We start from the raw sequence: 13,131 nt of genomic DNA, 5'->3' as shown, positions 1-13,131 counted from the left end.
CTTCAGCAGAGCGAGCTACGTGTTTCCGGAGTGGGTACTCTACATCCATTGTCTATTCTATTTTTCAGCTCTTTACTTGTCCTCTTATTCTATCCCTCTTTCGGCAGAGTGACAAAAGAGGGGTATCCCTCTTCTGTCACTTTTGGATAAAGGGGCGTGAAACCCTGATTCCTTCGTTAGCGATCGCGGGCTGTAATGACGGAAATTCGTTAGAATTTCCCAGAGTGACAGAAGAGGGGTATTTAATTGCCACTTCAATGCTTCCTTAACCAACCGAATAGATTCTCTGAATAGTCAAGTCTAATTTAGCCGCCAAATTAGGTACAGGAAGGCGACTGAGATAGGAGTAGATCGAACAACAGTGCTTCGATTTAAGCCTATTTCCGGAATCAGAAGCCAGGAAAAAACGTAAAGAACATTAAGCAAGCATAAATTTAGCTAATTTTGGTTCCATTCTCCACCTTAAAACCTGGTGTAATTAAAACGGTTCCTTGCTCTTCAGAAACCGCCGCCAGAACTAGCACTTCGGATTTGACTCCAGCTACTCGTTTGGGAGCAAAGTTCATCACACAAATGACTTGTGTATGGACGAGACTCTCTTTCGAGTAATTCTGAGTAATTTGGGCAGAACTGGTTTTGATGCCCAGAGTGCCAAAATCAATTTTGAGAATATAGGCTGGATTTTTAGCCTTTACATTATCTTCTGCTTGTAGAATGGTTCCTACTCGAAGATCCAGTTTGAGAAAATCAGAGAAATTAATTTCTGGAAACATAGTCAATTTAAGTATTTCTCTTCCACGTTCCCATCAATTGAGCCTTGAGAGGTAAGATGAGTTTCTCTGAGTCCCTTGTTCGCCCCCTGTTAAGCACACTTTTATAAAGAAAGGGGATGACGGGAGAGAACGCTTAACTATTTCCTCTAGTCCCCCATTCCCTGTAGGATGGTAAACTGCCCTTGAATTTTATAGGAGAACCTAGTTATGGATGATAGCTTAATGTTAATGATTCCCGGCCCTACTCCAGTGCCCGATCCGGTGCTATTGGCAATGGCAAAACCGACGATTGGTCATCGTAGTGGCGACTTTAGTTTGATTATGAAAGAGGTGACCGAAAATCTCAAGTGGTTGCACCAAACCCAGAATGATGTCCTCATTGTTGCCGGGAGTGGAACCTCGGCCATGGAAGCGGGAATCATTAATTTCTTGAGTGCGGGCGATCGCGTGTTAGTCGGTAGCAATGGTAAATTTGGCGATCGCTGGGCTAAAGTCGCTAAAGCCTATAACCTAGAAGTAGAGGTGATTAGCGCCGAATGGGGACAACCTCTCGATCCCGAACCCTTCCGGGAAAAACTCGAAGCAGATACCGAAAAGCAAATTAAAGCCGTAATTATCACCCATTCAGAAACTTCCACCGGAGTACTCAATGACTTAGAAACCATTAACCGCTACGTGAAAACCCATGGCGAAGCCCTGATTATGGTGGATGCAGTTACCAGTTTAGGCGCAATTAGCGTTCCCATTGATGAATGGGGGTTAGATGTGGTGGCATCCGGTTCCCAGAAAGGCTATATGATTCCTCCAGGGTTAGGATTTGTCTCCGTTAGTGCCAAAGCTTGGGAAGCCTATGAGAGTGCAAACTTACCTAAATTCTATTTAGATTTGGGAATGTATCGCAAAACCGCCGCTAAAAATAGCAATCCCTTTACCCCTCCCGTGAATCTCTTTTATGGCTTGCAAGTAGCTCTACAGATGCTCAAAGATGAGGGATTAGAGAATATTTTTAGCCGTCATCAGCGATCGAAAAACGCCATTCGGGAAGCGGTAAAAGCCTTGAATTTACCCACGTTTGCCTCTGATGATGCGGCTAGTCCCGCAGTCACCGCAGTTGCACCCGATCGGGTAGATACCGAGCAAATTCGTTCTACGATGCGGAAACAGTTTAATATTGCCTTAGCTGGCGGACAAGACCATTTGAAAGGTAAAATTTTCCGTGTCGGTCATTTGGGATTTGTCGGCGATCGCGATATTCTCACCTGCATTTCTGCCCTCGAAGCCACCCTGCAAATTCTCGGCGATACCGGCTTTACTCCCGGTGCAGGAGTAACCGCAGCCGCGAAGGTTTTAAGTTAAAGTATTGCAGATTGTAGGGTGGGCAGGAGAAGTCTGCTATTGATTCAACTTCGCCAACTTTCTCCCCTACCCACCCTACCCACCTTGGTATAAGATATAATCAGTTAACTGTTCTCTAGATGGCATGAGCCTGTACCTTCGATGAACACTCTACACAGTAACCTTAAGTGCCTGGGAATCGCTGGCAAGGAGGATGGTCAATAACAATACGATTGACCATCCCTCCCCTAGTGTCACCCAGACCCTAGCAAAAATAAAACGACTACAAAGCGATCGCCAATATCGCGATACCCAAGGAACCTTCTTTATCGAAGGTGTGCGTAACTTTATCCGAGTTGCTGACACTCGCCTGAAAATAGAGACTATCCTTTACAGCGAAAAGCTTCTGATCGCCCCCTTAGCTCGTAAACTCGTACGCCAGTTGCGGCGCTCTGGAATTCCCACCGTGCGCCTCTCTCCAGAACAATTTCGCAGTATCTCGCAAACCGAGCGTGCTTCTGGCGTAGGGGCGATCGTTAAACAGCACTGGCTTCCCCTCAAGTCTACTACTCCCCATGTTGGACTCTGCTGGATCGTCCTCGATCGCATTCGATCTCCAGGTAACTTAGGCACACTCATTCGCACATTGGAGGCCGTTGGTGGTGCCGGGTTGATCCTCCTCAATCGCTCCGTCGATCCCTTTTCCCCAGAAACCGTGCGCGCAAGTATGGGGGCTTTGTTCCATCAGAAATTTATCCGTACCAATTATCGATGTTTGCAATCCTGGATACAACAGCATCAAGGTTGCATCATTGGTGCATCTCCCAATGGTGGGCAAAGTTTTCATCAATTTCACTATCCCCAAGCTACCTTATTATTCCTAGGAGAAGAACGGCAAGGACTCTCCGACCAACAGCGAGCCATATGCGACAATCTGGTTCGCATTCCCATGGTTGGTCAGGCTGACTCTTTAAATGTTGCTGTAGCCGGGAGTTTGTTAATGTATGAAGTCTTTCGGTCTCGAAACGCACAGGATCGGATTCAAGCTAACCCATTCTGATTCTGTACAATGTTGCACTTTTCGTTGTTGCCCTTTAGCGCTAAAGGGCAACAACGAAAAGAGTTTTCTAATACACTAAGTTTAGTGCCGTAGCGATAGTAGGGTATATCAGCGAAAACTAGGGAAGCACTTACTGAGAGTTGAAAACTGTACAGATGCCTTGATTCCACTTCATTCCATTCGCAATGACAGAGTCAACTGATTACTCGGACTTGAGATCAAAAAATCTTGCTCTCTTCCTATCCCCCCATCTCCCGTACTTTGAGAAAAGTCAAAGGGCTACCTCTGCAAGCGCTCCTCATACTGCTCATACACCGCCTTATCCAAGCGCTGGGCCTCTTCCCATAGCTTCTTCGCACCATCTGTATCGCCAGCTTGCGCCATGGCTAAACCCTGCTGTATGCGCAATTGAGCAATTTCCGTATCGCTCCAGACCAACCGCTCGCAAGTGCGGATGGCTTCTAAGGTAATCTCCCGTTCCTCTGGAGATGGCTCAAGGGAGGCATGAACCCATGAAGAATGGAGTCGCAATTTATCGCAACCTATCTCTAACCAATCTTGCCACGTTAGAACCCACTGCGGCAGGGGATTCTTCCAATCGCCAGAAATAGTCATCAAGCCATCAGGAGAAGTAATCCCAGGTCCATCGAGATCTCTTTTCACAATCGCTAAAGCATCTTCCGTAGCCAGATCCCACAGCCGAACTGTAGCATCTGTACCCCCAGAAACGACCTTGGAGCCATCGGGGGTCAGGGCAATGGTGAGGACGGAAACCCGATCGCCTTCCAGAACAGCTAAGGACTCTCTTGTAGCGATGTCCCACACCCGTATTGTAGAGTCCCAACTGCCAGAAATGATCTTGGAGCTATCAGGGGTAATCGCGATAAAGCCTGTCTGATTATCCGACACGATGAAGGACTCTCCTATTGCGATATCCCACATCCGCATTGTAGAGTCCCAACTGCCAGAAATGATCTTGGAGCCATTGGGGGTGATAGCGAGAGAAGTGACTCCCTTCTGATGACCCTCTAGGACAGCTAAGGACTCTCCTGTGGCAATGTCCCACACCCGTATTGTAGAGTCCCAACTGCCAGAAATGACCTTAGAGCCATCGGGGGTGATAGCGAGAGAAGTGACTCCCTTCTGATGACCCTCTAGGACAGCTAAGGACTCTCCTGTTGCGATGTCCCACACCCGTATTGTAGAGTCCTGACTGCCAGAAACAACCTTGGAGCTATCGGGGGTGATGACAATGGCATTGACAAAAGCCTGATGACCTTCCAGGACAGCTAAGGACTCTCCTTTGGCGATATCCCACACCCGCACTATAGAGTCCTCACTGACAGAAATGACCTTAGAGCCATCAGGGGTGATGGCAATGGCATCGACAAAAGCTTGATGACCTTCCAGGACAGCTAAGGACTCTCCTTTGGCAATATCCCACACCCGCACTGTATTGTCCCGACTGCCAGAAATGACCTTGGAGCCATCGGGGGTGATGGCAATGGCATCAACCCCCTCCTGATGACCCTCTAGGACAGCTAAGGACTCTCCTGTTGCGATGTCCCACACTCGCACCGTATCGTCCCAACTGCCAGAAATGACTTTGGAGCCATCGGGGGTGATGGCGAGGGAGGTGATTGTAGCCTGATGACCTAGAAACCGGTGGCGTTCAGGGTTAACTTGCACGGTTTCCGCTAAACTGGCTTTCACTTCGGGTAAGACCTGGCCAAGCTGGTGCTGAGTTCTTCCCGTTGCAGCAATGGCACGAGTTAGGGCGGCTACAGGTCGAGGTTTGGCTGCTACAAGGGCCTGGGCAAATAAGGCATCAGTTAAGGCATTAGTTCGCAGATCTGCCTTCACTTGCTTTCGCCAGGCCAGCACCCCAAACCCCCCGGCAGCGGCTACCAAAAAGGCTGCCACTGCCCCTTTGACTACTCGTCGGCGTTGCTTTTTTTGCTGCTCAGTATTCTGACTCATAACTAAAGATATCTCCTAAAACACTTCAAGGCTTTGATCGGGTTTTTGCACTACCATCAGCTAGGACAATGAAGTGCCATTTTGAGGCCATCACGGCTCCGAGTTTTGCGGTTAATTGTTAATTGATTAAGCGCTCCTCATACTGCTCATACACGGCCTTATCCAAGCGCCGAGCCTGTTGCCACAGTTTCTTCGCACCATCTGTATCGCCAGCTTGCGCCATGGCTAAACCCTGCTGTATGCGCAATTGAGCAATGTCCGTATCGCTCCAGATCAACCGCTCGCAGGTGCGGATGGCTTCTAAGGTAATCTCCCGTTCCTCTGGAGATGGCTCAAGGGAGGCACGAACCCATGAAGAATGGAGTCGCAATCGATCGCATCCTATCTCTAACCAATCTTGCCACGTTACTGCCTCCACCTTGGAGCCATCGAGGGTGAGGTGTCTTTCCAGAATCGCTAAAGAATCTTCCGTAGTTAGGTCCCACACCCGCACTGTCGGGTCTCCACCGGCAGAAATAATTTTTGAGCCATCGGGGGTGAGGGCAATGGAGCGGACAGTGTTATGTCCTTTCAGCACAGCTAAGGACTCTCGTGTCGCTAAATCCCACACCTGCATCGTAGAGTCGAAACTACCAGAAATGACCTGGGAGCCATTGGGGGTAAGGGCAATAGAGGTGACTAAATCCTCATGACCCTCCAGGACAGCTAAGGACTCTCCTGTTGCGATGTCCCAAACCCGCAGGGTATGATCGTCACTGCCAGAAATAATCTTCGAGCCATCGGGCGTGACGGCAATAGAGCTGACCTCATTGCTATGACCCTCCAGAACAGCTAAGGACTCTCCTGTTGCGATATCCCACACCCGGACTGTATTGTCCCGACTACCAGAAATGATTTTGGAGCCATCGGGGGTAAGGGCAATGGAGTAAACTACATCCTGATGACCCTCCAGAACAGCTAGGGACTCTCCGGTAGCTACATCCCATACCCGCACTGTAGAGTCTCCACCGCCAGAAATAATTTTTGAACCATCGGGGGTGAGGGCGATGGAAGTAGCCCAAAGCTGATGACCCTCCAGAACAGCTAGAGACTCTCCTGTTGCGATATCCCACACCCGCACCGTATTATCCCGACTGCCAGAAACAACCTTGGAGCCATCGGGGGTGAGGGCCATAGAGATAACCACACCCTGATGACCCTCCAGAACAGCTAGGGACTCTCCTGTAGCTAGATCCCACACCCGGACTGTATTGTCCCAACCGCCAGAAATAATCTTGGAGCCATCGGGAGTAAGGACGATGGAGCTGACAAAAGCCTGATGACCTTCCAGAACAGCTAAAGACTCTCCCGTAGCTAGATCCCACACCCGCACCGTATTGTCTTGACTGCCAGAAATCACCTTGGAGCCATCGGGGGTAAGGGCGATGGAGGTGGTTATACTTTGATGACCTAGAAACTGGTGGCGTTCACGGCTGACTTGCACTGTTTCCGCTAAACTGGCTTTCACTTCGGGCAAGACCTGGCCAAGTTTGTCTTCGCTTATCCCTGTTGCAGCAATGGCAAGAGTTAGGGCGGCTACAGGTTTGGTTTCTAGAAGGGTCTGGGCAAATAACGCATCCGTTTGCAGCTCTGCTTCCACTTGCTCTCGCCAGGCTGGTACCCCAAACCCCCCGACGGCGGTTACCAAAAAGGCTCCTACAGCCACGGCCCCTTTTACCACCAGTCGGCGCTGCTTCTTTTGCTGTTCGATACTCTGAGGCATAAATAAATAGATATCTCCTAAAACCCTTAAAGCCTTTGATCGGATTTTTTCACTACCATCAGCATTGTAATTGAACCCAGTTTTACTTGCTACCCATGCTACCTACATTTTAAGAAACTGTTTTGACTGCTTTACTGTTGGAAGTTCTCGACAGAATTATCCAATTTTTCCCGATGTCTCTCTGATTTTGAAGGGGATGATCGAGCTGGAAAGTCCTTCAGAAGATGATGATTTAGAGGATGATAATACTGTTAGTAATTTACCGAAGATTGCTACGCGATCGCTGAAATTAGCGACGAAAACGATTTCTAAATTCCAGCGTTTATAAAGTTGATTACTTGTGCATCTCGAAGCAGTACAGCGCTTCGAGATGCACAAGGGTTATGGGTAATCGGAGTTTAATTCCATATCCAATGTATAGTTTTAATCTAAGCTTAGTCTTAATTTAACTATAAAATATGGAATTGTTAATTTTTGGAGGTAACAAAATTTAGTAGGATGCGGGCAGGTTTGTGCGAGGAATAAAGCATGGCAATTGAATTAACGGTGATTGGAAGATACTCATCAGGGGTTATCGACGAAAGCGCTGCGGAGATTGTTGCCCACGATCCGGGAACCCAACGCCTGTTTGTGGTCAATGCTGAGAAAGCCGCCATTGATGTTCTGAATATTAACGATCCGACTAACCCAACTCTAACGTCAACGATCAATGTCAACACGATAGGTGCAGGAGCCAATAGCGTTGCGGTGGCCAATGGGGTGGTAGCTGTGGCGGTGGAAAATGCGGATGCAGTAACCCCAGGGGCGGTTGCTTTTTTTGACCCTAATGGCAATTTTCTCAATTCAGTCACCGTTGGTGTATTGCCAGATATGGTTACTTTCACTCCAGATGGGCAGAAAGTGCTAGTTGCTAATGAAGGGGAGCCGGGGAATACAGATCCAGAAGGTTCTATCAGTATTATCGATCTCTCCAGCGGGGTGGCTAATGCGACGGTAGCAACCGCAGATTTTACGTCTTTCAATGGCCAGGAAGATGACCTGCGAGCCGAAGGGGTGCGTATCTTCCCGAATAAAACAGTTGCTGAAGATGTGGAGCCGGAGTATATTGCGGTTTCGCCAGATGGAAGTACGGCTTTTGTGACGCTCCAGGAAAATAATGCGATCGCACAAGTTAATATCAGCACGGCTACCGTCCAAGAAATTATACCCTTGGGTTTGAAAGACCACAGTCTTTCGGGCAATCGTTTAGATGCGAGCGATCGCGATGATGCAATTAATCTGCAAAACTGGCCGGTGTTCGGGATGTTTATGCCGGATTCGATCGCTGCTTTTGAAGCCAATGGCCAAACCTATTATGTGATAGCCAATGAAGGAGATGCTCGCGATGAAGATGAAAGGATTAAAGACTTAACCTTAGATCCCACAGCATTTCCCAATGCCGCAGAACTCCAGGAAGATGAACAGATCGGACGCTTACAAGTTTCCAGTATTGATGGGGATACCGATGGTGATGGAGACTACGATCGCTTGTTTGCCTACGGAGCGAGATCGTTCTCCATTTTGAACCAATCTGGCACTAGGGTTTATGACAGTGGCGATGACTTCGGGCGCATTACCTCCGAGCAGGTTCCCGCCCTTTTTAACTCTGGAACCGAGCTAGAGAATGGTAATATCGAGACGAGTTTTGACGGTCGCAGCGACAATAAAGGTGCAGAACCAGAGGCGATCGCGACAGGCGTAGTTGATGGTATCTCTTATGCTTTTATTGGCTTAGAGCGCATCGGCGGCATTATGGTCTACGACGTAAGTAACCCCACTGCGCCGAGTTTTGTTCAATACATTAATCCCAACGGCATAGATATCGCTCCCGAAGGATTGGCGTTTATCCCTGCTGCGGATAGCCCGAATGGTAATCCTTTACTGGCAGTAGGGAATGAATTCAGCGGCACGACAACGCTTTATGAAATTGCCCCAACTCCAGCGCCAGCACCACCTCCAAGTCCGAGTCCGAGTCCGGTTGTCGATCCAACTGCCCCACCCAGCACACCCAGTCCCTCACCCAGGGCCACACCAACCCCTTCAGTCAATATTGTGGTGGAAGTGGCTGGAGCATTTCAAGCGACTGTTGGTAATGACATCTTCTCCGGTACAGCCTCTAGTAATATCATCTTTGGTTTAGAGGGCAACGACCAAATTAATGCTGGCGCGGGTGATGATAATACCAATGGTAATCTTGGCGATGATACGGTCAATGGCGGTACGGGTAACGATACCTGTAATGGCGGTCAAGGCAACGACCAAGTGAACTGTGGTGATGGAAACGACCGAGGAAGTGGCGATCGCGGCAATGATATCGTCAATGGAGATGCTGGTCAAGACCAACTCACTGGCGGTGAAGCTGATGATACCCTGGATGGCGGTGCGGATAATGATGGCATCTTTGGCGGTCAAGGCAATGACCTGATCAATGGTGGCGCTGGCGATGATGTTATCAGTGGTGACTTCGGTACCGATACTCTCATCGGTGGTGCGGGTAATGATGTGTTTGTCCTCCGTACCAGCACCGCAGCAGCAACAGTCGCCGCCGCAGATGTAATTCTAGACTATCGTCCTAGCGATACCATTGGTCTAACTGGTGGCATTACTCCCAATGATCTCACGTTGACTGTGGAAAATGGCAATACGATTATCCAAGTCACCAATAATGGCGTAACCTCCGTCTTAGGTGTGGTAAATGGGGTATCTCCAGCCCAGTTGACCTTTAGCACTGCCAATATTCAGGTCAACATTACCGGTAATGTTTCGGTCACCAGTAGCGTCTTTGTCGGTGGTAGCCTTTCCGGTCAAGGGTTGGCCGTTGGTGCAACGGCATTTGCCAGCGTTGACTTTACGAACTCGTTGACCTTAGTCTAGCGCTCTGTTGTCCTGGAATGGGTGAATAGGGGAAACAGGGAACAGCAAAGCGGGTTTGGCATAATTCTAAGTTTAGTTAAACAGTGGTCATTGCAACGTCCCATTCCCCATTCCCTATTCTTAACCTTCTGCCACTGAATCCCACAGCACATCAATGCCTCGACCCACATATTCTGAATCTTGATGCTCGGAGATCCATTGCACAAGGCGTGGAATTAGATCGCGAGATTGTTTCCCAAACTCGCCCAAGGCAGAGGCAGCCGAGCGACGCACATCAGAATCCTCATCCTGAAGCCGCTCCAAGAGGAGATTAATTACAATTAATTCGGTGCTAATTCCGTATTCAGCTCATTCACCGCTTTGGGAACGCGAGGTTGGGTATTCTCTCTAGGGGGAAAATCAAATAAGTCCCGCAGAGCATCATCAACCTGTTCAAAGGCGATATTACCCGTTTCTTCAAAAACCCGGTTACCTTGGCGATCGAAGAGGATAGTTTGGGGCACTTTGCCCTTATAGTAGTAGGCTGGTTGGGTGGGGTCTGTACTCGCATCAAAGATAATTTGATCCACACTTAAAGGCACAAAATCAACAATTCGCCCATAATAAGCTTGAAGCTGAGAGACAACCGACGCATACTGCTTGCAATCTCGGCTATCATCAAGATAGAAGATTAATAAGGTCGCTCGATCTTGTTTTAGGGAATCTGCAAAGGCAACTCTAGGGGGAACCAGGGAACCATTGCCACCATAAAGGGCAAAAATGTTACCATCAAAAGTGTCTGCATTCATGCCAGCGATCGCCTGTGGTGTGCCCAAACCCAAGAGCCAAGTTACACAGAGTACCATCAGCAACAAACATCCACTCACAAACGTCTGTTTCCATCGATCGATTAAATTCAATAGCATTTTATTACGGATTCCCAACACACTCAATGGATAAAGAACTATAGGATCAAACAAAGGCTACCATACTTTCGGTCTATTCTCCGAGAAAGTTAAGTCCCGTTCCCTAAGTTCTCTTAATTCCTGTTTTCATTGTTTATCATTTTCTTTTTTCCTATTCTTATGTTAACCATGACTCGCGATCATATTCAGAAGCTGGGAGCCTCTTTAAGACCCATTCGCCAGAACTTGTTAAAATTTGACGAACATCAGGGGATTCTACGCTTTTGGTATCAGGGAGAAGAGCCTTATTTTGATGTCTTTTTTGATATTCAAGATCAAGAACTGATTTGGTTTCAGTTGACCTTCAGAGGAAAATGCTTAACTTGGCATCAAAATCAAGGTCTAGAAACTGGGTTTACAGAAGAAGTGAATGTAGCCCCCGAACGTTATCCTGCAAGTAAACTGATCAAACCGGAAGCCCATCTAGATCGTGAATTTGTTGATTTAGTTCACGACATTTTGCTCACTCGATTGACAGAATATCCCTTTGATTTAGCCCTGCAAATATTTGAGTAATGGGTAATAGTTTGTCTCCATATTTTTATGTCTTCCCATTCCCCTACTTCGGCCGATCGCCATTGCCACTTAACCGACTGTCTGACCAAGAGTTACCAATTCCTTGCAGCACTCCCCGCGCAACTAAACCGATACCTCTACCAATAATATGGGTTAAGATATAGATTAAAACTTGACCGACTGAGCCAACTAACGCTTGCAGTCGGGGGGCGATCGCGTCGCGACCTTCGAGGATTAGGGTTACCCCTAAAGACCACCCGTTTAACTGGTCTAATTCTTCCCGTCTGGGGGCATAAATGCAGACTTTCTGAATCCCTCGTGCCTCTAAAACCAATAAGGAATACTGACTTTCAAAAATTGCTTTCGGTTCGCCAAACCACTGTTGTTGCCGCGATTTCCAGGATAAATCATTCCGAAATCGTTCAATCTTGCGGCTGGTGATTAGCTCCTGATCGTAAAAGATCTGCTTGACTGCTACGACATCTGCAAAATGATTTAAAAGAGGATTAACCACACTGTTCCCGAGCTGAACAATCAGATTTTGGGTTAACATTTCCGCTCGCTTTTGTGCTTCTGGTGTACCTGCCGCATACAAGCGATTGTCAATCATTAAAGGGATTTCATAGACCAAATAATTCAGCAAGTCTACAAATAACGGAACTTTTTCTAAATACTCTGCTTGAATTCGGTCAATATCTTGTAATAAAATCGGGACAATTTCCACTTCTGCCCCTTTGACTATAATTCGTGAATATTTGCCAAAAAACTGAGTCACAACCGCTGACCATAAATCACGCAGGAAATCTAGTTTTTTGGAGAGCAATCGATCGCCTTGAATCTGGGAAAACCTTAAATCTTCGAGCAGAACTTCCCATTCTTCTAAAATGACTTGCAAGAGTTCTTGCCGTTTTTGCGGTTTTAAGATGTCTAGCTCTAGGGGCGTATGCGTTAAATTATTGAGCTGGAATTGCAGATGAGTTGCCGTCGTTTCTAAGACTTGCTGACGGGGGGAAATAGGGATTAAGGAGTCACTCCATTCTGGATCTAAGCTGGAGGACTGAGCAGGAACGAGGGATTGATTTGGATAGATTCCAGAATTGGGGCGATCGCCATTATTGTCTGTCGTTTCCTGAAATTCTACCGCTTCTAAGCGGGGCGCTAACAACCAATGAATGCACCATCGAGCAGTGAATAGTTCCCGCAGCCGTCCGCGAATCACGATCCGTTCTAATACCGATAAACCCGGTTGATTGAGTTGTGCTTTTAACTTTGCTTCTACATCTGAGATTGTTTTGATGCCCCAGAGATACCACCGATGTTTTACCCGAGTCCACCAGGACGGGCGATCGCCCTTCGATGAAGATGGATCGACACTCACCTGATAGGATTCTCCCATCGCCACCTGTTTGAGCATCGCTACCAACTGGCTCCGATCTGCTGTTTTGGGACAATAGCCATCAACACCCACCGCTCGTGTCCTTTGCCAACTGACTGTCCCTGGATCGGTCAACAAAACCAGCCGATAGTGGGGATAACTCGTTTTCAGCGTTTGACAAAACCGCAGGAGAGCATTCTGAGTTAGGGAGGTTTCTAGGGCAGTATCGATCGCAATAATCCCCACCCCAGGGCGATCGCTCATCGATAACCGTTGGGCTTGCAGATAGGTTAAGGCTTCATTCGGAGTTTCTACTTCAGCCATCACCGTAATCTCAGGATACGATTTCAAGGCCACCTGAAGTCCCAGCCGAAAGATCCGACTGGGAACGATTAATAACAGGGAAATGGAAGAAGGTTGAGAATTGCTCATGGGATATTTGATTTAAGAGACAAGTGAGAGGTTGACCAGCT

At 47.8% G+C, this 13,131-nt stretch carries 12 protein-coding genes; 6 read left to right on the top strand and 6 right to left on the bottom strand.

Translation table 11 applies throughout. The annotated features are described in order from the left end of the window. Nucleotides 1-269 (top strand): hypothetical protein (locus J7545_RS21080; RefSeq protein ID WP_318720105.1); only part of this gene is annotated, 269 nt, incomplete at its 5' end. A gap of 165 nt (nucleotides 270-434) precedes the next feature. Here the strand turns inward: J7545_RS21080 and J7545_RS21075 are convergent. Next, nucleotides 435-773, bottom strand: coding sequence for a tRNA-binding protein (locus J7545_RS21075; protein ID WP_318699635.1), 339 nt, complete (start codon nucleotides 771-773; stop codon nucleotides 435-437). A gap of 207 nt (nucleotides 774-980) precedes the next feature. On the opposite strand from J7545_RS21075, the gene J7545_RS21070 reads away from it, so the two are divergent. Beyond that, nucleotides 981-2,129 carry an alanine--glyoxylate aminotransferase family protein gene (locus J7545_RS21070; RefSeq protein WP_318720103.1) on the top strand — a complete coding sequence of 383 codons (1,149 nt, stop codon included), beginning with the start codon at nucleotides 981-983 and terminating at the stop codon, nucleotides 2,127-2,129. Between the two features lie 193 nt (nucleotides 2,130-2,322). Beyond that, complete coding sequence (locus tag J7545_RS21065) at nucleotides 2,323-3,168, top strand: RNA methyltransferase (RefSeq protein WP_318699632.1); 846 nt, start codon at nucleotides 2,323-2,325, stop codon at nucleotides 3,166-3,168. Between the two features lie 279 nt (nucleotides 3,169-3,447). On the opposite strand, the gene J7545_RS21060 is transcribed toward J7545_RS21065, so the two are convergent. After that, on the bottom strand, nucleotides 3,448-5,148 hold the full coding sequence (locus J7545_RS21060; protein WP_318720102.1) for a WD40 repeat domain-containing protein: 1,701 nt from the start codon (nucleotides 5,146-5,148) through the stop codon (nucleotides 3,448-3,450). 118 nt (nucleotides 5,149-5,266) lie between these two features. After that, entirely contained in the window at nucleotides 5,267-6,910 is a 1,644-nt protein-coding gene (locus tag J7545_RS21055) for a WD40 repeat domain-containing protein (protein ID WP_318720101.1), read from the bottom strand. Nucleotides 6,911-7,106: 196 nt separating this feature from the next. Between J7545_RS21055 and J7545_RS21050 the strand changes: the two genes are divergently transcribed. Then, nucleotides 7,107-7,238, top strand: a complete 132-nt coding sequence (locus J7545_RS21050; protein ID WP_318720100.1) for a hypothetical protein — start codon at nucleotides 7,107-7,109, stop codon at nucleotides 7,236-7,238. Between the two features lie 200 nt (nucleotides 7,239-7,438). Beyond that, entirely contained in the window at nucleotides 7,439-9,823 is a 2,385-nt protein-coding gene (locus J7545_RS21045; protein ID WP_318720099.1) for a choice-of-anchor I family protein, read from the top strand. A 120-nt stretch (nucleotides 9,824-9,943) separates the two neighbouring features. Here the strand turns inward: J7545_RS21045 and J7545_RS21040 are convergent, their stop codons facing one another. Both J7545_RS21040 and J7545_RS21035 read right to left on the bottom strand, forming a co-directional pair. Further along, a complete protein-coding gene (locus J7545_RS21040) occupies nucleotides 9,944-10,138 on the bottom strand; it encodes a HEAT repeat domain-containing protein (protein ID WP_318720107.1) in 195 nt (64 codons plus the stop codon). Nucleotides 10,139-10,143: 5 nt separating this feature from the next. Further along, nucleotides 10,144-10,728: a thylakoid membrane photosystem I accumulation factor gene (locus J7545_RS21035; RefSeq protein ID WP_318720098.1), complete on the bottom strand. Its 585-nt coding sequence runs from the start codon at nucleotides 10,726-10,728 to the stop codon at nucleotides 10,144-10,146. A gap of 168 nt (nucleotides 10,729-10,896) precedes the next feature. Between J7545_RS21035 and J7545_RS21030 the strand changes: the two genes are divergently transcribed. Beyond that, nucleotides 10,897-11,283 carry a hypothetical protein gene (locus J7545_RS21030; protein WP_318720097.1) on the top strand — a complete coding sequence of 129 codons (387 nt, stop codon included), beginning with the start codon at nucleotides 10,897-10,899 and terminating at the stop codon, nucleotides 11,281-11,283. A gap of 43 nt (nucleotides 11,284-11,326) precedes the next feature. On the opposite strand, the gene J7545_RS21025 is transcribed toward J7545_RS21030, so the two are convergent. Beyond that, nucleotides 11,327-13,090 (bottom strand): DUF3685 domain-containing protein, encoded by a 1,764-nt coding sequence (locus J7545_RS21025; protein WP_318720096.1) that lies wholly within the window; start codon nucleotides 13,088-13,090, stop codon nucleotides 11,327-11,329. Nucleotides 13,091-13,131 lie beyond the last annotated feature (41 nt).

Source organism: Roseofilum sp. SBFL, from assembly GCF_017746885.1.
Taxonomy (GTDB): Bacteria; Cyanobacteriota; Cyanobacteriia; order Cyanobacteriales; family Desertifilaceae; genus Roseofilum.
This window is presented reverse-complemented; position numbering and strand designations above follow the sequence as displayed.

Excerpts from the sequence above, each read along its gene's own strand:
- J7545_RS21075 (WP_318699635.1), bottom strand. The coding sequence starts at position 773 with ATGTTTCCAGAAATTAATTTCTCTGATTTTCTCAAACTGGATCTTCGA.
- J7545_RS21070 (WP_318720103.1), top strand. The coding sequence starts at position 981 with ATGGATGATAGCTTAATGTTAATGATTCCCGGCCCTACTCCAGTGCCC.
- J7545_RS21065 (WP_318699632.1), top strand. The coding sequence starts at position 2,323 with ATGGTCAATAACAATACGATTGACCATCCCTCCCCTAGTGTCACCCAG.
- J7545_RS21060 (WP_318720102.1), bottom strand. The coding sequence starts at position 5,148 with ATGAGTCAGAATACTGAGCAGCAAAAAAAGCAACGCCGACGAGTAGTC.
- J7545_RS21055 (WP_318720101.1), bottom strand. The coding sequence starts at position 6,910 with ATGCCTCAGAGTATCGAACAGCAAAAGAAGCAGCGCCGACTGGTGGTA.
- J7545_RS21050 (WP_318720100.1), top strand. The coding sequence starts at position 7,107 with ATGATCGAGCTGGAAAGTCCTTCAGAAGATGATGATTTAGAGGATGAT.
- J7545_RS21045 (WP_318720099.1), top strand. The coding sequence starts at position 7,439 with ATGGCAATTGAATTAACGGTGATTGGAAGATACTCATCAGGGGTTATC.
- J7545_RS21035 (WP_318720098.1), bottom strand. The coding sequence starts at position 10,728 with ATGCTATTGAATTTAATCGATCGATGGAAACAGACGTTTGTGAGTGGA.
- J7545_RS21030 (WP_318720097.1), top strand. The coding sequence starts at position 10,897 with ATGACTCGCGATCATATTCAGAAGCTGGGAGCCTCTTTAAGACCCATT.
- J7545_RS21025 (WP_318720096.1), bottom strand. The coding sequence starts at position 13,090 with ATGAGCAATTCTCAACCTTCTTCCATTTCCCTGTTATTAATCGTTCCC.